The sequence below is a fragment of the Flavobacteriales bacterium genome (assembly GCA_016704485.1).
Classification (GTDB): domain Bacteria; phylum Bacteroidota; class Bacteroidia; order Flavobacteriales_F; family PHOS-HE28; genus PHOS-HE28.
In genome coordinates this window covers 2,433,341-2,456,266 of sequence record JADJAA010000001.1, presented here as the reverse complement: position 1 = coordinate 2,456,266, position 22,926 = coordinate 2,433,341, and the positions used below count along the sequence as shown (strand labels likewise).

The window sequence follows — 22,926 nt, the reverse complement described above, 5'->3', positions numbered from 1 at the left end:
GTGTATGAAGCAGAAAAACGTGCACGGCGTTGGAGAGTTCCGCTGCCGTCAACGATCACGAAGTAAAGGTATTCGAGTACCTTGATCAAACACCGTTGATCAGATATACTGAACCTACCGCCGTGTGAAATGGAATCTTTCCGAGCGCGGAACGCCTTTGTCAATTCCTGAAACGACCACATTCCATGCAGAATCGCCTTGGATCACATACGCAATACGTTGTGGAAAATCATGTTCGGGAGCTTCGAAGACCATGGAATCCTCACTTGCTGTGGTCAATCCGAAACGCACGTACTCCCTTTGGTTCTGGGCAGGGATCCGAGCAGAATAATGAGCTCCAAGACTATCATACGCGATAACCAAGTTCTCAATGAAAACGGTATCCGTCCCGGACATTACGAAGCCGAGGCCCGTGTAGAACTGATCATCCGTACGTTCCCATTGCTCATGGAAAACCGTGGTGCCATCGGCCTGTACATCATGCCATTCACCCATCAACTTCAGTATCAGTGCTCCAAGGGACAGGTCATTCAGGCTATCGGCAGTGCTCAAGGTGTTGGTACTAGCTGCTTCTGGCGTATCTACGCTGCGCACCTCAGGCGTAGAACAGGCGACCAGAACGGTACAGAGAGCGATGGTCGTGTAGCGAAAAACGAAGGGGAGAGCATTCATTCCAAACTAGCTATTGCGTTACGCACTTGGTCCGGAATGGACACTTTAGTGCCTTTATTGTAATCGTACATCACCTGCACACTAGTGCCTTTCGCCACTACCTTGTTCTGTTCATCAAGGATCTCATACCCCAATGTAAAACTGGTGTTTCCAACGGCGGTACATGCTGTGCTGATCTTCAATTTCTGAGGCCATTTCACAGGGATCTTGAAATCGCATGTAGTGCTTGCCAGGATCACACCAATGCCGGTTTCATTGTGCGACCTGAAGATACCGGTACGCTCCAAGAAATACATCCGCACATTCTCGAAATAACGGAAATACACAACGTTGTTGACATGTCCGAAGAGGTCCTGTTCACCCCAAGCGACCGGGATCTCAATAGAGACTACACCTTCAACGAGTGCCATAACTAGGCTTGCTGTTCGCGTAGCTCTTTCATCAGCTCTTTATGCTGACCTTTCAATCGTTCAATATCCCGCTCCAGCTTTTGGATCTTGTTCTCAATATCCAGCTTCATTGCTTCGCCAGCTTTGGATTTGAAATTGAACATACCCATGCTGCCTTCGATCGTTCGCTTCTCGGTTTCCACCTCTTCGATCTTGCGTTTAATGAAGCGGCTTTCCCGTTCGATGCGATCCTTACCATCAGGACCACTCTTGAGGTTGTCCATATGATCTTTGAAACGGAGTTTCTGACGCTCATCGCCCTCCATTTTCAGCTGACCGTAATGCTTATCCAATGCGGCGCGATACCGATCGCTGAAACCATCGTACAGTTTCGGTGAAACACGTCCGGAATTCATCCAACGCGCAGAGAAATCCTTCAATTGTTCAATGTCCTTGTTGCGTTCGCCGGATAGAATAAAGACCTCTATCTCTTTGAGCAGGTCTTCTTTCTGCTTTACGTTCTCAGCTTGCTCATCATCGATCTTGGCATATGCGGCTTTTCGCGCGCCAAAGAAGCCATCGCACGCATCGCGGAATTTACCCCAAAGTTTATTCTCGTCACGTAGACCCGCGTTCCCTGCGGCTTTCCATTGACTTTGGAGTGCTTTCAGTTTATCAGCGGTCTGGCGCCATTCCGTACTCTCCTTTAACGCCAATGCCTGCTCCAATAAAGCTACTTTCTTATCCTTTGCTTCCTTGAATTGCTCTCGGATCTGATCATAATGCGCCTTTTTCGCATCGAAGAAGGTATTGCATGCATTGCGGAATTCCTTCCAGATCCGCTCATTATCCTTCTTGGTAGCGAAACCGATCACTTTCCATGCGTTCTGTGCTTCCAACACTTGATCGGTAAGGACTTTCCATTCCTTGGTACCGATGTCCTTGGTCTGATCAGCAATCGCCAGAACGCGTTCCACTAAATGTTGTTTGGCCAGTAGGTTGGCATCATGTTCCGCTCGGCGTGCCTTGTAATGTTCATGCACCTTATCGTACACCACGCGCGTTGCATTCCAGAATCCATCGCGGATCGCTTCCCATTCTTCACGCACTACCGGGCCAACCTGGTGCCATTTATCCTGGTAGTCCTTCACCTGAGTTTCCAATTCCTTGATGTTGTCTTTTTCACCAAGGGAGGTCATATCCGCGATCAATGCTTGTTTGAGTGCGGTGTTCTTGCGCAGATCATGATCCCGAAGTTCCTTATAGATCCGGATATGGTAGAAGAACTCGTCCAATAAATGCGAGTAATCCGCTTGTAGATCGCGATAGGCTTGTTGCGGAACTGGTCCGATGGTCTTCCACTTTTCCTGTAGATCACTGAAGCGTTGGAAGGCCGTACCAATGTTCTCCTCACCGGAGATCATGGCTTTCAACTCTTCCATGACCGCGTGCTTCTCCTTCAGGTTGTCCGCTTCTTCTTTGGCTTTTTTCCTTCGGATATCATTCACCCGTTGGTTGAAACCATCCATCAATTGCTTGAACCGCTTATCGTGCTCGTCCTGTGGCGCAATGGATTCAATATCGATGGTAGTCGGCGGCTCCTTCGCGGCTCCCGTAGTGTCATCCGAAGTTTCCGCATCATCGTGCGTTTCTTCCGATGCGTTCTCCAGCTCCGCAGCTATCAACGATTCATATGCTTCTTTCACAATATCAACGGCCTCGGCGGCGTGTTCAACATCGTCGTGCGCGATCAATTCTTCGAGCTTATTGATCAGCTCTGCTTTGGTAGCCATTCTTCAAGTAGTGATGTTCGGTAGAGTGTGAGCATCATGCCAAATATAGAGGGATGCGTGGGAACGGGCACACCTATCTGGAATTACGTGCAAGGATCTGCGTTATTCGGACACTTAAAACATACAAATGGGGATCTGCGATCGGTGCAGATCCCCATTCAAAAAACGATCGTACCAAGATCAACCCAAGAACGGATAACCGTGCTCAGTAGCAGGCACAAAGGTTTCCTTGATCGTTCGTGGGCTTACCCAGCGAATGAGGTTAAGATAGCTACCCGCTTTATCATTCGTGCCACTACCACGTGCTCCACCAAAAGGTTGTTGGCCAACTACGGCTCCTGTCGGTTTATCGTTGATGTAAAAGTTACCGGCAGCATGGCGGAGTATATCCACTGCTTGCAATACGGCGCTACGGTCATTGCTGATCACCGAACCTGTCAATGCATATTCACCCGTGGAATCCACCAGTTTCAACGTATCCATCCAGCGGTCGGCACTGTAAACGTGGATCGTTAATACCGGCCCGAAGATCTCTTCACACATGGTAACGCTCTTCGGATCCTTGGAAACGGCAACGGTAGGTTCAATGAAATACCCTTTGCTCTTATCGTATTTACCACCAGCGATGATCTGGATGTTCTTTTTATCCTTTTTCAGTGCATCGATGTAGCCTGCGATCTTGTCGAAGGACTTCTCATCGATCACTGCACCGGTGAAATTCTTGAAGTCGCGCGGATCGCCCATTTTCATTTCTGCGAGATCGGCAAGCAGTTCTTTTTTGACCTGTGTCCAGATCGTATCCGGGATGTATGCGCGACTTGCAGCGCTGCACTTCTGCCCTTGATACTCGAACGCACCACGCGTTAATGCAGTTGCCACGACTTTCGGGTCGGCGGATGAATGCGCCACAACGAAATCCTTACCACCTGTCTCCCCAACTACGCGCGGATAGCTGCGATAGAGTGGCAGGTTGTTACCGATCGTTTTCCAGATATCACGGAATACATCAGTGCTTCCTGTGAAGTGGATCCCAGCAAAATCCTTGTGCTTGAAGATCACATCACCAGCAACGGGTCCACTGACATGGATCAAATTGATAACACCATCCGGCAAACCTGCTGCCATGAATACTTCCATCAACACTTGCGCGCTGTAACATTGTGTGTCGGCGCATTTCCAGACCACGGTATTGCCCATTAGCGCACAGGAGCTCGGCAGATTACCAGCGATGGCCGTAAAGTTGAAAGGCGACAAGGCAAATACGAATCCTTCCAGAGCGCGGTACTCCAATCTGTTCCAAACACCGTGAGAGCTGATCGGTTGGTTCTGATAGATCTCGTGTGCATAGCTCACGTTGAAACGTAAAAAGTCGATCAACTCACACGCCGCATCGATCTCCGCTTGGTAGGCGTTCTTACCCTGCGCCAGCATGGTCGCCGCATTGATCTGTGCGCGGTATGGTCCGGCCAAAAGGTCGGCGGCACGCAGAAAGATCGCAGCACGATCCTCGTATGGCATGGTCTCCCAGGCTCTCTTGGCCTTCAGTGCAGCGTCGATCGCTGACTTGACGCTTTTTGCATCGCCGTGATGCGAATTGCCCAAGTTGTGCGCGTGCTTATGCGGCGGGCTCATTTTGCGCACGTTCGTGGTGGTGATGGCTTTACCTCCGATCCACATCGGCGCATCGATCTTCGTTTTAAGTCGACGGTCATATTCAGCCTGTAGCGCTGCACGCTCCGGTGTGCCAGGAGCATAGCTTTTAATGGGTTCATTGATCGGAACTGGAGGTACGAAAACGGCGTTGCTCATGGAATGGTCCTAAAATTTTGCAGATCCAACACACTATCATGTTGAACGAGGTCCGCAAAGATACCTACCTCAACCACAAAGCGCGAAGACCTTTCGATCTCCGCGCCGGGCTTTGAAGTTTAATGCGATCAATGGAATGTCACCTCGCCTGTACTAACATCATACATGCCCCCGACGATACCGATCTCGTTATTGTCTTCCATGGCTTTCAGGATCGGGCTTAGGAGACGGATCTGCTCCATTGCCTTGTCCACGTTCAGGTTCGCTACGGCTTGTACAAATTCACCATTTTTAGAAGTGCGATCACCATCCATATTCACACCCTCCACAGCCGGTTTGATATTTGCGAGCATGCTCGTCAAGTTGCCCATTTGCACATTATCGCAGGCTCCTTTCACTGCGCCACACTGGCTATGACCCAGTACCACGACCAATTTACTTCCGGCCACTTTACACGCGAATTCCATGCTGCCAAGAATGTCGGTATTCACGAAATTCCCGGCGATTCGCACACTGAAAATATCTCCAAGGCCTTGGTCAAAACAGAGTTCAGCACTAGTTCGTGAATCGATGCAACTCAAGATCACGGCGAAGGGAAATTGTCCTTCCGCAGTTTCGTTCACTTGTTGGAGCAAATTGCGATTGGCTTTCAGGTTTTTCACGAATCGCTCGTTGCCATCCTTCAGGATCTTCAGCGCTTTGGCCGGCGTCAGGTCAGTCTGAAGTTCTTTGGTAAGAGTTCTCATTTTCTTTTAAAACTTTAGTAAGGTCCACTAGAACGCAAGGGCCTGCTTCTGTTTCAGATTCGAATTGTTCTCGTCGATGTTGTTCCTCCGCTGTTCATCCAAACCCACGGTCTCGATGATAGTTCCATTTTCTTTGGCGCGAATGGTCTGATCACGAATGATCTCGATAACATCAGGATCCAAGCCAACAGTTCGCGCTAGATCAATTATCAAGTGTGCGCCTTTCGGCAGTTTGTTGAGTGTCTGTAGAATGGCTGCCTTGTTCAAGAAACTCACGTCCTCGCTCAATTCGATACGCGTGGGCACCCCTGAGACCAACGTTGCCGGATCGAGGCGGAACGGCAGTTTGAAATTGTTGTAAAGAATGAAGAATATACCAACGGCCATCCCGATCATTACACCGGTCAAAAGGTCGGTGAATACCACTCCCACAATAGTTACTATGAATGGAACGAATTGGTAGGCGCCTGCTTTCCACATTTCCTTGAAGAGAACAGGTTTTGCCAATTTATAGCCTACCATTAAAAGGACAGCGGCCAAACTTGCTAGAGGGATCGCACGCAATACACTTGGGAACAAAAGCACCGATAGCAGGAGCAATACACCATGAAAAATTGCTGATAGCTTGGTTTTTCCACCGCTCTGCGCATTAGCAGAACTGCGAACGATGACCTGCGTGATCGGTAACCCACCAGCAAAGCCGGAAAGGAAATTACCAGCACCTTGGGCCAGTAGTTCCCGATTGGTAGGAGTAACGCGTTTGTGATCGTCCATTTTATCCGCAGCTTCTACACACAAGAGCGTTTCCAAACTTGCTACAATAGCAATGGTAAATGCTACTTTCCAAACAGCAAGTTGAGTAAATCCAGCAAGATCCGGCGACGGCAAAGAGGCTGAGAGCGATGCCAATGAAATATCCGGTAACGCCACGAAGAAGCTACTGCCTAACTCCATAGTTCCACCTTTGAAAACAAACCCCAGAACAATACCGCTCAACACAGCAAGCAATGGTCCTGGAATTGACGCGAGTTTGGAATTTTTAATGAGTGGCTGTTCCCAAACTAACAATAAGGCCAGCGCTACTAGTGCAATTATAATGGAGCCATATTCCAGAAAATCCATCACATTGAGCAACTCGGAGAATGTGTTCTGGTTATCCGGTTGGAAAAAATCAAGATCACCTTCATAATCAGAATTGTAGCCTAAAGCATGCGGGATCTGTTTCAGTATAATGATGATACCAATACCCGCCAACATGCCCTTGATAACAGATGAAGGGAAATAGTAGGCCAATACACCAGCTTTAAACAATCCTAAAAGGGCTTGTAATACACCAGCAATTATTACAGCACAAAGAAATAATTCGTACGAACCAAGCGAACTTATAGCGGTAAGAACGATCACTGCCAAACCCGCAGCAGGACCACTTACGCCTAATGAAGAACCGGACGCGTAACCCACAACAATACCACCAATTACTCCAGCGATTATACCTGTTATTGGATCAGCACCACTTGCCAGGGCAATACCAAGACATAATGGTAATGCAACCAAAAAAACCACGACGGAAGCTTGAAGATCCTGCTTCCAATAGCCGAATAGACCTTTGTCTTTCATTAAAAAAATTGTAACGTGAACTGATGTGGATACAGCTTGTGTGGACCTGGATGAAGGTCACAAGCGAACGCTGGCCTACACGACCAACGCTAAAGATCAACACATCAGCACCAAGGAGGCGGGTCGGGTACGTCACCGTGCTTCACAGAAAGTAAAGCATCAGGCCCAGCAGGAATAATTGTACTCTTTTCTGCATTGCCAGCAAATAGATCCAAACCAATGGGGTCCGGGAGCAACTTAGCAGCGTGTGCAACTTCCTCTTCCAATATCGGTGCAGGGGCATTACCACAATTTGCAACCTTGGCCATTTCCGTAATGGAACTGACCAGCACCGGAGCAACAAAAAGCAGCATGGCCATAGCTATGGCCAACCCCATGATGGTGGCTCCAAAATTTGAGCTATTGGTCGAGCGAAAGATCACTATGGTGCAAAAGTAAGCAGAGATGACTTTTTAAGTGCGCAGTAATTCATAAAAAAACCTCAGAGCGTATCCCAGAAATTGGATATTTGATGTAATGGGGCATATGATTCAAGTCGATTTCATAGAACCCCGCTGCGCCTCTGACTCAACTAGACAATGATCTCGTTCATCACATTCAAAACGACAGGACCATATGCTCAAGATCATCTATGAACATATGCGGCTTGTTGGGTAGTGTAGCTGCTATTTCCTGCATCATTCCAGTAGATCCAAAATGAACGGGAGCGTGGTTACGTTTATCCTTGAGCAATCGCAGTAGATCGCGTTCATCAGACTGATCCACATTCTTCACAATGCCATTCAAAGGATCTGCGCTTTATCGTTATGCACTTTCATGGTCCTATGATCCCGGGATCCAAAAGACGGTGGGCCAATTAGGTCAATAAGGCCTGTTTAACCGCACCTTCCATTTTATCCAGCATCGCATTCAGTTCAGCATCGGTCCATGTAACGCGGATATTGAAGCTGATCAAACGGCTCATAACGGCATCGCTTTTGGGGAATTTGATGGTCTTTAGATCTTGGGGTAGGCCCAATTCGTGGGCGACCATTTTATACGGAGCGCTAAGGTTCTTTACGTGATCCCATTGCTTGATGTAATGGAACATATTATCATACCAATACCCTACCCCGATACCGGCTTCACCAAGCAATTTCACACACGCACGTGCTTGTTCTTCGTTCGGCATAAGCAAATGAAAGAACGTAGCACTGTCGCCCGCTTCATCGGTGTGCCTCCGGAATTGTAGACCTTCAATTCTACCCAACCTCGCTTGTATGGTCGCTTTGTGCTGGCGCTGCTTATTGAGAATGTACCCAAGTTTGCGCGTTTGCGCTAAGCCGATAGCTGCGTTGATCTCGCCGATCCGGAAGTTGGTGCCCAGGATCGGGTGCTGTTCCATGCCGCGGTTATTACCGATGTGATCGTGTCCATGATCGGCAAATTGCTGTGCGGTATCCCAAAGCTCATGATCATCGGTGATCACGATCCCGCCTTCACCACAGGTATTGATCTTGAAGAAATCATAACTGAAGCTGCCCATAAGTCCGAACGTTCCGAGCATTTTGCCTTTGTAGCTTGCACCCAACGCTTGTGCGCTATCCTCGATCAGTTGGATGTTCTTCTCTTTGCAAATGGCGATGATGCCATCGAGGTCTGCTGCTGCGCCGCACATGTGTACCAGCAAGATGGCTTTGGTCTTTGGGCTTAACACGGTACGGATGCCTTCCGCGCTCATGCACAACGTATCATCGATCTCCGCAAAGACCGGTAACGCACCTGCGAGCAGAACGGCTTCGATAGTGGCGATGTACGTGAAGGGCGGCACGATCACTTCATCTCCGTATCCCACACCACAAGCGGCAAGCATTGTATTCACCGCGGTGCTGCCGCTGCTTACCGCTAACGCATGCTTTGCGCCAGTGAATTGCGCGACCTCCTTTTCAAAGTCCTTCGCTTTCCAATGGCCTTCGCGCTGCGCGTCGTGATTGAACCGGAAAAGAACGCCCGAGTTCATCACGTCCATCACTTCCTTCTTTTCTTCTTCACCGAATAGTTCTGTACCAGGCATGGATATTTGCGTTTGGGGCAAAGATATCTGACTGTTTCGATCACTTTTTTATCACCTAAGGAAGAAGACTTGCCGAATGATCATCTCTACAATTCCCTGGTCACCGAACCTGGAGGCATTGTGAACAGACATGAAACCACTGATAGTCCTAATGGCCTGTTCTTCTCCATTCCTTTCTGCTTTCTGCCCAGAGTGACCTGATAACTTACGCAGACGGCGCTAGTAATGAGGTCTTCAACGATGTCGTGCAACGAGGTAGTGACAAAGTGTTTGTGATCCAGTACCGGACTCTGATAAGAAGATGATCTGGTGTGATCGCCGGATCTTTTGTTCGCTTGGATCAACGGTCTTTCAAACACTATACCCATATCAATAAAAGTACAATATGATTACGTTCCTATCCTTCATAACTATTTTAGCCCTTCATGAAGAAACGTCCCCCAAGCGGTCTCGGCGGATTGGTTTACAGCACCAACAAGAACTTAGGCACCTCTGCTGAACCGTCCACCCTGCCACCTCAGCAACAAGATCTCCGCATTCATTTGGATCGAATGAAGGGGAACAAGGAAGTTACACGCATTGCGGGCTTCGTTGGAAAGGCCAGTGATCTCGATGATCTTGGGCGCGCATTGAAGAGCAAATGCGGCGTTGGCGGAAATACGAAGGACGGCGTGATCCTATTGCAAGGTGATCACCGTGATAAAGTGTTGGTCTTATTGACCGAGAAGGGTTATCGAGCAAAAAAGGCGGGTGGGTAATTCGAAACCATGCCTAGTGATCGCTAATATTGACAACTAAATACATACCATGCATCGCATCCTACTATTTGCAGCCGCCACATTGATCACCTGCTTTATTCAAGCGCAGATCGCCCATGATCTTACTATTTACTCTGAAGATGGTTTGAAATTCACCCTTACCGTAAACGGGGAAACGGTTAATGCGGAACCGAGCACCAACGTTAAACTGGAGAACACCAACTACGACTTTGCACGTGTTGTGATCACGTTCGAAGACGAGAACATTCCGCAGATCGAGCGGAAGGCTCTACAGCTCGCCACACCCGGTACCGGGCCCAAAGGTCCTGTAGCTGTGGTATTCGCGATCAAAGAAAAGAAGGGGGAACAGATCCTTCGGTTCGTTGGTCGTTCGGCGAAAAAGATCCAGGACAACCCTACGATCATCATTAACAACAAGTAAGGAAGTCAATCCATTCGGCCGGTGAAGTCAACTTCGATAAAGCCCTACCGATTTACCGCTCCATTGGAGCGCATGAAAGGCGAATTCACATGGTATTTTGTGGAGTTCCCGCATGACGTGGTAACTGAATTCGGAACCCGTGGAAGGGTACGTGTAAAATGCATGATCAATGGGATCGCTGTCGACCGTGCATTAATGCCGACCAAGAGTGGTTACCACATTATCATTCTTGGTGGTGATATCCGGCACGCAGCGAAATTGAAAAAGCAGGGGGATCTGGTCCACGTTGAACTATGGGCAGACCCTGAACCGGATAAGGTAACGATCCCGGAAGCCCTGGCCGAGACCTTGGACTTCATGCCGGAATTCAAAGTGGGCTGGGATAAATTGACAACGGGCATGCAACGCAGTATGTGCTATTGGGTGGCGAGCGCGAAGACCGAACCTACCCAAGCCAAACGGATCGCAGAATTATTGCGTCGTTTTGAAACGGGACATATTCACTTCGGCGGTAGAACAAAAAAGATCTAGCAGCGATTGATCGAACGCGACCTTGGGTCGGATCCGTGAGGTGCTATGATCTTGATCACGGCGCTATGCCTCAAAGATCAGCGTATCCGCTTTGGCACCGAGACTAAGGAGCATTTCCTCCAGATCGCGTACGAACTCTTTCGGGCCGCAGATATAGAAGTTCTGATCAAAATTCTGGACCAAAGCGATGAGCGTATTGTTGTCGATACGCCGATCGCGGAACCCAATGACGCGTTCACGCGTGAACAACTTGAAGTATCGTTTGCCCAGAAGTTTCGCAAGTTCCGTATCCATGATCACATCCAAGCCCGTTCTATTGGAATAGACCAACGTGTTTGCCTTCATTTTTTTCTTCTTCTCCAGATCGCGAAAGATGGCCAGGAATGGCGTGATGCCTGTACCTGCTGCGAAAAAAACTCCAGGACCATTGTACGTTATTGTACCGAACACGTCTCCTAAAAGTAGCCTTTCGCCTTTGCGAATGATGCCTAATTGTTCGGTCACTCCTTTGTGATCGTTGTAGATCTTAACGATCAATTCGATGTTGCGCGATGTGGTCAACGAGGTAAATGTGAAAGGCCGCCATTTGTCGCGCCAGCCATCGCGATCAATGGCAACCATTACTCCTTGACCTGGTTTGAATTTCAATCCTGTAGGGCGTGTGAGCACGAACCGTTTCACATCCGGCGTAATGAACGTACTACTCTTGATCTCCGCTATTAATGGCTCCATGCGTTGCTAAAGTAGGGAGTTCGAGGGTGTGCAAGAAAACAGCAACAATGGTTAACAGGGATACTGTCGCAGAACGCACCACTGATCGTTATTGCTTAATGAATTGTTCACGCAAAATACCTCCTGCCGCACTCTGTAGAATGATCACATACGTCCCGGGCGAGAGAGAAGCTACATTGATCCGATCGTTCGTTCGTACTGCACTAACGCGTTGTACCACCCGGCCGTCGGTTGCGATCACCTCTCCTTGATACACGCTGCCATTCGGAAGGATCACCGTAATGTGATCAAGAGCTGGTATTGGGTACACGGCACTGGCTTCTTGTGCAATAACACTCGGAACAGCATTCGAAATGTCGATCGTCAGTTCGCAAGGATCAGTGATCACTGGTTCATTGAAATCGAAGTAGATGTTCGCAATATTCTGAACTGTTTCACCAAGTGCAAGATCCGTATTGGGTCTGATGGAGAAGCTCACGAAGCCATGGCTTTCGGGTTCGTTCGCATTGCTGTCCGGCAACATGATCTCGTTGAAAACGAAGTGGAGCACTCCATCGCGCATGAACCATTCGCACGGATGGCTGCTTTGGATGAATCGGAATGAATCCCACTGTAGGTCGTCACTCAACGTATCGGTAACTAGCACGCGTTCGGCGAGGTAGGTGCCTGTGTTCTGGAAACGGATCATGTATTCAACCGTAGTGTCGGCAGCTACTTCATCCGGTGCCAGCATTGTTGGAAAAACCTGTTTGTCATTAGGGTCAAAAGAACTAAGGACTTCATGATAAATTGTTATGCTATTGTTGACCGGGTTTGGATCATTGGTAAGTGGACTGATCTCACAATGCTCCATAAGAATAGTGCCCATCGTTACTGTTTCAGGCACATGCAGGCTAACAACTATATCAGAATAGAACTGGGTCATCGGCGGAGTCTTGTAGGTTATTACGTTACCGGTTACTGTAGACGTGCCGAATGGACGAACGAAATTCAGCGTAAGTAAGGGATCGAAGGTGATCGTAACAACCGTGGTGTCTTCGTGAGAGCCTTGGATACTTCCATTCACTATCATATAGTGATCAAACCCCGGTCTGGCTGGCGACACCAACCTCATTTGTACACTCCGTTCCACGGGAATGTCCAAGGCGCTTATGGCAAAGTCCAGACCATCAATATTATCATTCACCGTTAACAGTTCTTGAACATATTGCAACGGTAACACATCCGAGAAAGGTTGAGAAAGCCCTACCAATTCCACAGTGTATTCTCCGATGGGTAAAGCAATACTGTAGTTACCAGCAGTGTCTACCCCAGTTTGGTAGTTCGATGGTAGAAAACGCACTGTTCCGGATATATGGTTCGGTTCATCTGCTCCCTGCTCGCCGTCACTGTTCAGATCAAGAAATACATGTCCGGAAATAGTAGGATTTACTTCGGAGCAGTAGCTGGTAAGGATGGAACAAAGGTTCAACTGTTGCACTAAATTGGATGGTTGGTTGGGGTAACAAGCCATGTCAGCACTCAACTCGGTCAAGGTCGTTGGTAAAGGCGGTAAACAAGTACCACTGTTGTACACGATAAGTTCCTGAAGTCCTTCAGGGAACGATGGCATTCCAGTGAAGGAACAATCGTTAAGTGCAATAGTCTCAATTGCGCTAGGGAATGCTGGTTGCCCAATATCCGTGGACAAGCCGGTCAGATCCAACTGCCTCAAACCTGATGGCAACTGGGGAATACCATTCGTAAATGCGCCATCAGCGATGAAAGACCACAAGCTGTTCGGGAAAACTGGAAGCAGAACATCCGTCGAAGCTCCGATGATCTTGAATGTTTCCAACATACTCGGTAGAGCTGGAACAGCATTCCAATCCACCCAGCCAACGGATAGATAGCGTAAACCAGCAGGGAAAATCGGCACTGGTAGTAACGGCACATAATCCAAGTTAAGCCCGACCAATGAACTGGGCATCGGTAATGAAGTAAGAACGGGTGTAACTACCACCGAAAGGCTATCCACCAAGGTTGGGAAGTTCGATAAGGTTTGTAGGCCATCCATATTGCTGAATATCAACGTGGGGTTATTGGCTACTTGCTGCACTGCCCAACCAGAAGTTATTGAGGGACAGGACCCAATTTCCATGTAATCTTGATCCGGCGATAGCATAGGCAGAACTGTCAAATTGGGTAGTCCGAGGTATACAACGCGCAACACACCATCTCCAAGTATGAATGGTTGATCTCCTTCGCTGTTCACCACAGAAATAAATTCCACGTATGAGATCGAAGAGGGCCAAGCTGAAGTGGCCGGGAAGTTGTTGATCTCTACGGCAAGTATCGGCTGTGCAGGTGTGCCGTCAAGGGTCCAGTTCTGTAGTTGCGTTGGTGCGTCAATAATTAAGGCCTCGAGGCCAAGCGGTAGCGCGGGAAGATCAGTACCGGTGTAGTTCCAAATTTGAAAGAGGGAACTAGTACCAGAAACGGCAGGGAAGGAAGGGAATGCTGTTACTTCAACCCCGGGATCGAAACCCAAGTTCATTAAGTTGCATGACACATATTCTAAACCGGTAAGGTCGCAAGGTGTCCATGACACATTCAAGTTAATATTTTCGATGAACGCTCCAGGGTCCGTTATGTAACCATCCGAACTTACAAGATCAGGAATGAAACCATTCAGCACATCCCTAAGATGAGATCCGGCACAAAGTTTACTTGGCACCAAGTAGGTGTCGTAATGCTGAAAGCAGCAAGGATGATAAGCGCGCGGAAAGACTTCATGACACCAGTTGGTTTAAAAACAGGTGCAAGGTCGACGATCTTTTCGTTCTACAGAACGTCACGAGCTCATTAATACCCCGCCAACCGCTCCACTGCTTCCGCGAATCTGCTCTTTGGCAAGAACCCTTTCTCCAACGGTATCGCAAAGGGCACCGGCGTATCCCAACTTGCTACGCGCATGATGGGTGCATCGAGATGATCGAAACAATGTTCATTGATCAACGCGCTGAGCTCACCACCAAAACCACCGGTCAGCGTATCCTCATGCAGGACAATGACCTTACCGGTCTTCTTCACACTAGCAACGATCGTTTCAATATCCAACGGGACCAATGTGCGTAGATCAACGATCTCCATATCGATCGGACCTCCATCGCCACTCGAGCGATCGGCAAGTGTTGCTGCGAGTTCGGTCGCCCAATGCACGCCCATGCCATAGGTGATGACGCTCAATGAAACGGGGCTATCGTTTCGTGTGGCCTGTGCTTCACGAACGATTCGTGCTTTACCGAAGGGTATGCTGTAGGGTTCGGTAGGAACCGGTCCAGAAACGGAGCGATACATGGCTTTGTGTTCGAAGAACATCACGGGATTCGGGTCTTCGAATGCCGTCATCAGCAAGCCTTTCGCATCGAACGGATTACTCGGGTAAACAACTTTCAGACCCGGTGTTTTCACGAACCACATTTCATTGCTTTGACTGTGGAACGGACCAGCGCCAACGCCAGCGCCGGTGGGCATTCGGATCACCACATCGGCGTTCTGTCCCCAGCGGTAGTGGCTTTTGGCGAGCACGTTGCAGATCTGCGTCATGCCCTCGCTCACGAAATCCGCGAACTGCATTTCCATCATGGCCTTCATGCCCTTCACACTAAGGCCGTATGCTGCACCAACGATCGCGCTTTCACACAGTGGCGTATTGCGAACGCGTTCCTTTCCGAAGCGTTCAACGAATCCATCGGTGATCTTGAATGCTCCGCCGTATTCAGCAATATCCTGGCCCATCAGCACCAGATCCGGATGGCGCTCCATGCTTTGCAACATGGCTTCCTGAATGGCATCGATCAGGCGTTTTTCGGGATGTGGTTGGCCGTCGGGGCCATTGGTCTCGTTAGGTCGACCGAGGAGGTCGACGCTACCCGTGCCAATGGTGGGGTCCGGCGCAGTTGCATACACATCACCCAATTCAACCTCCTCAACAGGTGTAGGTTCAGGTTCTTCAAACGCATGTCGAATATCTTCTTCAATACCCGCTTTGATCTCATGCCGGATCTGATCGCGGTTCTCCGCAGTAAGTATGCCCTCTTTCAAGAGCCATGCTTCGAAATTGTGAACAGGATCTTTCTTACCCCACACCTCGAACAATTCCTGCGGAACATACTTGGTGCCACTGGCCTCCTCATGCCCGCGCATCCGGAACGTGATGCATTCCACAAGGATGGGACGCGGATTCTCACGGACGCTATCCGCCAAGCGCGCAAGGTTATTGTAGACCTCGAGGATGTTGTTGCCTGCGATCTGCACTGATTCAATTCCGTAGCCTATCGCCTTATCGGTGAAGTGCTTCATGCGGAATTGCTCCTTGCTCGGCGTACTCAATCCATATCCGTTGTTCTCTATGATGAACAATACCGGTAGGTCCCAAACGGCAGCAACATTGAGGCTTTCGTGAAAATCACCTTCACTCGTTGCACCATCACCGGTGAAAACGAACGTGCATCTGTTCTCCTTCTTCAGTTTGTGCGCTAGTGCGATGCCATCGGCGATCCCCAATTGTGGCCCGAGGTGGCTGATCATGCCAACGATCTTATGCTCTTGATCACCGAAGTGGAAACTACGCTCCCTTCCTTTTGAATAGCCTGTTGCTTTTCCTTGCCATTGGGCGAAGAGTTTTCTGAACGGCATTCCGCGCGTAGTGAAGACGCCCAGATTCCGATGCATTGGCAAAATGTACTCATCCTCATTGGCGGCAAGCGCAACACCAACGCTGATGGCTTCCTGGCCAATTCCACTGAACCATTTACTGATCTTGCCTTGCCGAAGCAGGCTCAACATTTTCTCTTCGATAACACGTGGTCGTGCGAGCTGCACGTACATGTTCAGCAGTGTGGCATCATCATGTGTTCCGCGTTCAAAGCGGAGTTGACGGTCTTCGGTGGTCAGCGTGGTCATAACGAGGAATTGAAATAACTGTGAGCTTTTAAATGCTCTTTTCGGTGCCAAAGGTATTGCGGCCCGGTTACGGCAGAACATGGTCGCTACCTTCAATATCGGTAAGGTTGTCAACAAGACCTACTTTGGCGCTTCGATCGCGAAATGGAGGCTGAAAGCGGAATAACGGGACTTACGAAGTCGAGCGGGATGCGTGCGTTGAAATACGCTTCGATCGCGTTGGCCATTGCCCTTACGGTCACTACGCTAGCCAGCCGTATCAGCTTGATCAACACGCACTTGCTGAACATCATGGGCGAGGAGCAGAACGTGGTCTATGGCATTATAAAATGGATGCAAGGCAGCCCATTGTACACGGACCCAGCCATTCTCCCCATGGATATCATCCAATATGCACCAAGCTATTACTACTTGGTCGGCAGTATTGGGAAGTTGATCGGCGTTGACCCATCGGAGCCACAGAACATTTATGCATTGAGCCGCACGGTCGGGCTTTTGCTCAATCTGCTTTTCGCATTTATTGGATATGGAATTGCCCGCCAAATGGGTGCAATTCGGTGGGTCGGTATACTGTGGGGTGCGGTTGTATTCAGTTTCCTACCCGTACAGATCTACAGCCGGACCGATGCCTTGAACTTGGTCTTTTTTGCATCAGCAATGTTCTTTTTCTTACGCTCCTTAGAACGCGGTACTGAAGGAAAGAAGATACTCTATCTGGCCACGATCTTCGGCTGTTTGGCGATGCTGAGCAAACAGACCGGAGTGCTGCCGTTGATCATCATTGGGTCCTGGTTACTGATCACCAAACAATGGAAAACGCTGTTCTACCAGATCATTGTTGGGGCAGTGATACTAGGTGTAGCTGTGGGCTCTATGTTCATTCATTATGGAACAGGCGTGGTGATCGATAATCTGTTCACGTCGGTCAGGAATGGGATCGACCTGGTCCTAGTGCGTTCGCTCTTAAATGTGCGTTACGTGGCAATGTTCGTTTTACAAGGCATCGGCTTGGTCCTTGCATTCCGTTGGTGGCGTGGAACCGAGCCTATGAAACGGGGTTGGGCGTTGGCATTCATGATCAGCTTGGTCTTCGGGTATATCACGAGCCTGAAGTACGGCAGTTCCGTAGCTTACTACATGGAGGGGCTGGTGTTGGCCACTGCCGCTCTGGCAGCGATCATGTGCCATAGATCGGTTTCTTGGCAATGGGCAGGGTTAGCATTGGCGATCCTCTTCATCCAACCGCGACAATTTGCTTGGGGCATAACGGTATTGCTCGGCAGGAATACGGTGCAGAACGAACTTGTTGAATACGAAGAAGCGAAGGCCATGGCGAAAGAATTCGCGGAAGATCCAGCCCTGCGCGAAGGATACATCCTCTTCCCGTACCACGATCACATGGAGAATTTCATTGTCGGTCGAAGTGTACTTACCCAAAAGGACATCTATCAATTGCCTACCTCGATCGCAAACTATGATCTGAGCGCCTACCGTAATGCACTGAACGATGGCACGATCCGGTACATTCTGAAACGGGACCTTTCGATACCGCTTTGCGTTGTTGGTGATGACCATCCGCCGTTGCGGTTGATCGGTGTTCGGCACGGCTATCACATCTACGTGAACACGGCTTGGAAAGGTGCACCTTCCGTAAACTAGCTCTTCGCAACTCCGATAACAGAGGTTCCTTTCCATGTTCGTGGAAGCACGAGGAACTCGACGTAGAAGAACAGGCCGAGTACGTAATTGAAAAGTTCAGCTAGCCAATTTTTGGGCACATTGAAGCCGACCTCACGTTCACCTTTCGACTTCAGCAATAGTCGCGCTGCGGGATATAAGCCATGGAAGACGTAGCTTACGTAAGAACTGCGCGTGTTGTTGGTGCGCAAATGTTCGGTAAGCATGTTCAGATCATAGCGCCGGAAGTGATTGTTGAACCGATCGAAATTGCTGAACAGTTCTTGTCGGGCAGGCACGGTTGCCAGAACGCATTCTGCATTCGGCAGCTTCTTCCGGACCATGACCAAAAAGGCAACAGGATCTTCGATGTGTTCGATCACATCCAGAAGTAAAATTGTTCTTATCGTTGCGCAGACCGCGGGGTCCATGTCCAGCACATCGGCTCCGGTCTTTACGAATGTTGCTACGCTTGGGAGCGCTTTCACCGGTGCCAATTCTATTCCGGTAATGTCGAAGCCATCATTCCTCAAGTACTCCACAACAACGCCTTTTCCGCAACCGATCTCCAGCATCGGGCCGACCGCATTCACCTTGCGCAGGGTGTGTGCAATGACCTTATTCCGACAGCGGCTCCAATAATGCCGTTCCACGCCTAGCGGGTATAGCTTATCGAACTGTTCTTCGGAGAACGCGGTATCCTTAGGGTCACTCACCGGTAGTGCGTTCAATGATGTAACGGGGGCGTTGCTTCACCTCTTGGTAGATCTTACCGATGTACTCTCCAATGATCCCGAGACTGGTGATGATCATCGCCGAAAAGATGGTGATGATCAATAGCGTTGAGGCCCACCCTTGAATGGCTTGCCCAGCGAACAAGCCCCAGATCACCCATACCGCAACACCAAAGCTCATGAACATCATCGCGATACCGAGGTAGAAAACCAATTTCAGCGGTGTGGTCGTGAACGATGTGATGCCTTGCCATGCCAAGCTCATCAACTTCCGGTAGCTGTATTTGGACTCACCTGCATGGCGCTCTTTTCGGACGTACTGGACTTCCGCGGAAGGATATCCGATCAATGGGAACAAGCCGCGTAAATAGATATTTGCCTCGTTGAAACGCTCCAGATCAGCGATCACTTTGGAATCCGCGGACCGGAAATCCGCATGCCCTTTGATCGCACGGTCATTCATTCTGCGGATCAGGCTGTAGTACAGCTTTGCTGCGATCTGCTTTCCGAACGAATCCACTTGCCTATCCAAACGAACGCCATACACAACGCGTTTTCCGGCGTGGTGCAACTTCACCATTTTGGAGATCACCGAAACATCATCCTGCAGGTCCGCATCCATGGAGATGAGGATATCCGCATGCGTGCGTTCCGTAAAGAGCCCGGCTATCACCGCGTTCTGGTGTCCGAAATTGGCACTCAACTTCAACCCTTTGATCCGTGCATTGTTCTTAGAAAGCACTTCGATCTCTTCCCATGTGATATCCCGGCTGCCATCGTCCACGCAACACACGTAGCTATCAGCAGTCGCGTATCCTTCCATTGCAAGGCTTGTCAGTTCGTTGAGAAGCACTTCGGTGGTGTGCTGCAGAACGCCTGCTTCGTTGTAGCACGGAACAACCATGCACACCCGCAGCGCTTTGGCAGGAACAGTATGGAGGTCGGTAGATCCGGGCATAACAACAGTTCACATCCTGAAATGAGGGCGAAAAATACACCGTTGCACCAGAACGCTATCATAAATGCCAACTTCAAAGGAATTCCGAGATCCTAAAAACGGAACTGTTAAGCTCTGATAAACGAAATTGACCGCGATGTGATTCCCTGAACTATTCCGCAACTTCGCGGCATGTTGCGCGGCCCACTTACCGTTCTCGTACTTCGTTTAGGAGCGGTCACGTTAGTGTATACTCTATTACGGCTACTGTTCTGGGCACTGAACAGCATGGCGTTCCCGGATCCTTCCTTCTGGGCATTCGTAGGTGGCGTTCGATTCGACCTCAGTGCCATTGCCTGGTTATACTTGCCTTGGATCGTACTTTTCTTGATCAACCCCTATCCGAACAAACTATTCGGACGCATCCAATTCTGGGTGTTTATGACGATCAATGCCATCACCTTGTTCTTTCAATGCGTTGATCTGGAATTCTACAAATTCAGTTTGAAACGTAGCACTGCTGACTTTCTCAACATGATGGTCAGCGGCGGTGACACGATCAATCTAGCACCCGCATTCCTCAGGGACTATTGGTACATCGCACTGATCTACGTTGGATGCCTTACTCTCATAGGATGGATCTACGAACGTGTAGGCCACATTGGTGAACCCGTGGAACGGAAAGCATTCCAACAGATAAGCTGGCGGATCCTTGCCGTGGTCCTTGTTGGGTTGGCATCACGCGGTGGTCTGCAGTTGATGCCCTTGCAAGTGCTTGATGGCGCGAAGTATGGTGGTGCGAGTTATTTGCCGTTGGTACTGAATACACCCTTCACCATGATGACCAGTTTGGGCAAGCCAACGCTGGAAGAACGTGTTTACATGGACCAAGCTGAAGCCGACGCGCTATGGCCTGTAATGCATCAGTACAAGGACCTTCCATATGCACCGTTCGATAGTGTTTCCACTATACAGCGCCCGAATGTTGTCGTGATCATTCTCGAGAGTTTTTCTGCGGTGTACAGTGGCAGACTTGGCGGAGGCGAAGGCTATATACCATTCCTCGATTCGTTGATGGGACAAAGTCTGAACATGACCAACGCCTATGCGAATGGACGCCGAAGTGTGGATGGAATACCTGCAGTTCTGGCCAGTATGCCAGAATGGATGGATGAAGCATTTCTGACATCACCCTACGCAAGTTTACCGTTCACTTCCATTGCGAGTGTTTTGGGCAAAGAAGGTTATTCCACCAGCTTCTATCACGGGGGAAGGAATGGTATTACGTAGCAGAACTATCGAAGGAGAAAGAACCATTCATCAGCAGCGTTTTTACATTAAGCTCGCATCATCCGTATGAACTTCTGCCCGAAGATGCCGAACGTTTCAACGGTGGCACCTTGACCATTCACCCTACCCTTCGCTACACGGACAATGCGGTGCGCCAGTTCTTTCTGAGCGCAGCAAAAATGCCGTGGTTCGCCAACACGTTATTCGTCATTACCGCTGATCACACCGCGGACATCGAACGAACCGGATCTCACAGTGATAAGGCCATTGATCACTGGGTGCCGCTCTTCTATTACATGCCGAGTAAGATCACTCCAGCAGCACAAACGAAGATCACGCAACACATCGACATTCTGCCTACAACGTTGGATCTGATCGGATGTTCGGACCGGTTCTTCAGCTTCGGTCATAGTGCTTTGCGCAACGAAACAAGGCCCTATGCCATCATGGCAAGTAATGGGGTTTACAGCGTTGTGAGCGAACATGCTCAGGTAAAGTTCGATGGAGATCAGGTGATCGAAGCACGAACCTTGGATAGCACAAAGACGGTGGATCCGATCTTGGCTGCGGAAATGGAATTGTACCTGAAGGCTGCGATCCAACAATACAATGGCCATTTGATCAAAAGCCAGCTTACCGCAACCCCGGAAGTGCCATGAAGAAGGCGATGTTGGTGATCAACCCACGTTCGGGGAAGGGCAAAGCACCGATGATCGAAAATGCGGCGATCGGTATTGCCCAAGAGCACGGTTACGAACTGACCGTACGTTTGGTAACAGGGCACGGTCATGGAACGCAGTTTGCGCAAGAGGCGGTCTCCAGCGGCATGGACATGGTAGTTAGCGCAGGAGGCGATGGTACCTTGAACTCCATTGCAGCAGGACTGATCGGCACCAAAGTGGCACTCGGCATAATTCCGTTGGGGAGTGGAAATGGCTATGCACGCTCGTTGGAACTGCCGTTGGAACCGACTGAAGCAATGCACCGCGCATTCACCGGAACAGCCAAGTTGATGGATGTTTGCTACCTCAATGACCACGCATTCCTAGGTGTTGCAGGTATCGGTTTCGATGCTCGGGTAGCACACCGGTTCGATAAAAGCAAAGGCCGTGGTATGTGGGGTTACGCGAAGATCATCATCCAAGAAGTCCTTGGTGCCAAGCCGATGCAAGTGACCGTACACGCCAATGGCGAACGGATCACTGAGCACGTGTTGATGGCCGTGTTCTGCAACACACGTGAATTCGGTAACGGTGCAGTAATAAGTCCTGGATCACGGCCTGACGATGGGTTTGCCGAATTGCGACTGGTGCGCAAACCGCCCTTCTTTTCCATGCTGAAGACCTTGTGGCAGATCTATACGCATAGAGCGGATTCCAGCAAGTTCATCCAGAATCTGGTCACTACCGAAGCCACCGTCGTGCAGGGCGGAACACTTGCCCATTTGGATGGCGAGCCGCTGGAAGTGGGCAATGATGTGCGCTTCCGGTTGGAGCCTGGAAGGTTGTGGGTGGTGGTTTGAACTTTTTCCGTCAATAGCTGACAGGTTATTTTACTACTGCCTCATGTGCCATGCGCATTGCCTCTTCCATGGATACATAGGTATCCTCTCCACGCTCTTGTCTACGTTCGATCTCACGCAGTTCAGCTAATTCACCTTCCGATAGGTCATCTGTTGCCACAAGCTCACGATCGAAAACTTGTTTCAAACGAAGAAGCAGGGATGCATCCTGCACAAGTGCGAGACGTTCCAGCAGGTTCAGCTTTAATTCAGTAGTTGTCATTAGTTGACGTTTTCC

Annotated in this window: 21 protein-coding genes; 7 read left to right on the top strand and 14 right to left on the bottom strand. The window is 49.5% G+C overall.

The features are described from left to right. Positions 1 to 114: 114 nt before the first annotated feature. The 8 genes from IPF95_10465 to IPF95_10430 all read right to left on the bottom strand — a co-directional run bounded on the left by IPF95_10465 (position 115) and on the right by IPF95_10430 (position 9,079). On the bottom strand, positions 115 to 672 hold the full coding sequence (locus IPF95_10465; protein MBK6475116.1) for a hypothetical protein: 558 nt from the start codon (positions 670 to 672) through the stop codon (positions 115 to 117). Beyond that, positions 669 to 1,082 (bottom strand): acyl-CoA thioesterase, encoded by a 414-nt coding sequence (locus IPF95_10460; GenBank protein ID MBK6475115.1) that lies wholly within the window; start codon positions 1,080 to 1,082, stop codon positions 669 to 671. The genes IPF95_10465 and IPF95_10460 overlap by 4 nt, the downstream gene beginning before the upstream one ends. 2 nt (positions 1,083 to 1,084) lie before the next feature. Continuing rightward, complete coding sequence (locus tag IPF95_10455; GenBank protein ID MBK6475114.1) at positions 1,085 to 2,854, bottom strand: DUF349 domain-containing protein; 1,770 nt, start codon at positions 2,852 to 2,854, stop codon at positions 1,085 to 1,087. A 180-nt stretch (positions 2,855 to 3,034) separates the two neighbouring features. Continuing rightward, positions 3,035 to 4,663, bottom strand: a complete 1,629-nt coding sequence (gene pruA, locus IPF95_10450) for an L-glutamate gamma-semialdehyde dehydrogenase (protein ID MBK6475113.1) — start codon at positions 4,661 to 4,663, stop codon at positions 3,035 to 3,037. Positions 4,664 to 4,791: 128 nt separating this feature from the next. After that, positions 4,792 to 5,409: a carbonic anhydrase gene (locus IPF95_10445; protein MBK6475112.1), complete on the bottom strand. Its 618-nt coding sequence runs from the start codon at positions 5,407 to 5,409 to the stop codon at positions 4,792 to 4,794. Positions 5,410 to 5,436: 27 nt separating this feature from the next. Then, on the bottom strand, positions 5,437 to 7,026 hold the full coding sequence (locus IPF95_10440; protein ID MBK6475111.1) for a SulP family inorganic anion transporter: 1,590 nt from the start codon (positions 7,024 to 7,026) through the stop codon (positions 5,437 to 5,439). 104 nt (positions 7,027 to 7,130) lie between these two features. Then, on the bottom strand, positions 7,131 to 7,448 hold the full coding sequence (locus IPF95_10435; protein ID MBK6475110.1) for a hypothetical protein: 318 nt from the start codon (positions 7,446 to 7,448) through the stop codon (positions 7,131 to 7,133). A 434-nt stretch (positions 7,449 to 7,882) separates the two neighbouring features. Next, a complete protein-coding gene (locus tag IPF95_10430; GenBank protein MBK6475109.1) occupies positions 7,883 to 9,079 on the bottom strand; it encodes a DegT/DnrJ/EryC1/StrS family aminotransferase in 1,197 nt (398 codons plus the stop codon). A gap of 425 nt (positions 9,080 to 9,504) precedes the next feature. On the opposite strand from IPF95_10430, the gene IPF95_10425 reads away from it, so the two are divergent. The 3 genes from IPF95_10425 to IPF95_10415 are packed head-to-tail and all read left to right on the top strand — an operon-like array spanning position 9,505 to position 10,810. Then, on the top strand, positions 9,505 to 9,837 hold the full coding sequence (locus IPF95_10425; GenBank protein MBK6475108.1) for a translation initiation factor: 333 nt from the start codon (positions 9,505 to 9,507) through the stop codon (positions 9,835 to 9,837). A gap of 49 nt (positions 9,838 to 9,886) precedes the next feature. Beyond that, positions 9,887 to 10,279: a hypothetical protein gene (locus tag IPF95_10420; GenBank protein ID MBK6475107.1), complete on the top strand. Its 393-nt coding sequence runs from the start codon at positions 9,887 to 9,889 to the stop codon at positions 10,277 to 10,279. 21 nt (positions 10,280 to 10,300) lie between these two features. After that, positions 10,301 to 10,810, top strand: coding sequence for a DUF1905 domain-containing protein (locus tag IPF95_10415; GenBank protein ID MBK6475106.1), 510 nt, complete (start codon positions 10,301 to 10,303; stop codon positions 10,808 to 10,810). A gap of 63 nt (positions 10,811 to 10,873) precedes the next feature. Here IPF95_10415 and IPF95_10410 read toward each other — a convergent pair whose 3' ends face one another. The 3 genes from IPF95_10410 to IPF95_10400 form a co-directional block, all read right to left on the bottom strand. Continuing rightward, entirely contained in the window at positions 10,874 to 11,542 is a 669-nt protein-coding gene (locus IPF95_10410; GenBank protein MBK6475105.1) for a flavodoxin reductase, read from the bottom strand. An 88-nt stretch (positions 11,543 to 11,630) separates the two neighbouring features. Beyond that, on the bottom strand, positions 11,631 to 14,258 hold the full coding sequence (locus IPF95_10405; protein ID MBK6475104.1) for a T9SS type A sorting domain-containing protein: 2,628 nt from the start codon (positions 14,256 to 14,258) through the stop codon (positions 11,631 to 11,633). A gap of 128 nt (positions 14,259 to 14,386) precedes the next feature. Then, the gene (locus IPF95_10400) at positions 14,387 to 16,489 is read right to left on the bottom strand and encodes a dehydrogenase E1 component subunit alpha/beta (GenBank protein MBK6475103.1); all 2,103 of its coding nucleotides are present in this window, start codon (positions 16,487 to 16,489) and stop codon (positions 14,387 to 14,389) included. 144 nt (positions 16,490 to 16,633) lie between these two features. On the opposite strand from IPF95_10400, the gene IPF95_10395 reads away from it, so the two are divergent. After that, entirely contained in the window at positions 16,634 to 18,148 is a 1,515-nt protein-coding gene (locus IPF95_10395; protein ID MBK6475102.1) for a hypothetical protein, read from the top strand. On the opposite strand, the gene IPF95_10390 is transcribed toward IPF95_10395, so the two are convergent. Both IPF95_10390 and IPF95_10385 read right to left on the bottom strand, forming a co-directional pair. Next, a complete protein-coding gene (locus tag IPF95_10390) occupies positions 18,145 to 18,897 on the bottom strand; it encodes a methyltransferase domain-containing protein (GenBank protein ID MBK6475101.1) in 753 nt (250 codons plus the stop codon). The genes IPF95_10395 and IPF95_10390 overlap by 4 nt on opposite strands. After that, positions 18,875 to 19,858, bottom strand: a complete 984-nt coding sequence (locus tag IPF95_10385; GenBank protein MBK6475100.1) for a glycosyltransferase family 2 protein — start codon at positions 19,856 to 19,858, stop codon at positions 18,875 to 18,877. The genes IPF95_10390 and IPF95_10385 overlap by 23 nt, the downstream gene beginning before the upstream one ends. A gap of 171 nt (positions 19,859 to 20,029) precedes the next feature. Here IPF95_10385 and IPF95_10380 point away from each other — a divergent pair, with 171 nt between their 5' ends. From IPF95_10380 to IPF95_10370, 3 genes are read left to right on the top strand one after another with little or no spacing between them, the layout of a single operon-like run. Next, positions 20,030 to 21,127 (top strand): sulfatase-like hydrolase/transferase, encoded by a 1,098-nt coding sequence (locus IPF95_10380; protein ID MBK6475099.1) that lies wholly within the window; start codon positions 20,030 to 20,032, stop codon positions 21,125 to 21,127. Next, a complete protein-coding gene (locus IPF95_10375; protein MBK6475098.1) occupies positions 21,016 to 21,786 on the top strand; it encodes a sulfatase-like hydrolase/transferase in 771 nt (256 codons plus the stop codon). Before IPF95_10380 ends, IPF95_10375 begins: the two co-directional genes overlap by 112 nt. Then, entirely contained in the window at positions 21,783 to 22,649 is an 867-nt protein-coding gene (locus IPF95_10370) for a diacylglycerol kinase family lipid kinase (GenBank protein MBK6475097.1), read from the top strand. Before IPF95_10375 ends, IPF95_10370 begins: the two co-directional genes overlap by 4 nt. 25 nt (positions 22,650 to 22,674) lie before the next feature. Here the strand turns inward: IPF95_10370 and IPF95_10365 are convergent, their stop codons facing one another. Then, positions 22,675 to 22,911, bottom strand: coding sequence for a hypothetical protein (locus IPF95_10365; protein ID MBK6475096.1), 237 nt, complete (start codon positions 22,909 to 22,911; stop codon positions 22,675 to 22,677). Positions 22,912 to 22,926 lie beyond the last annotated feature (15 nt).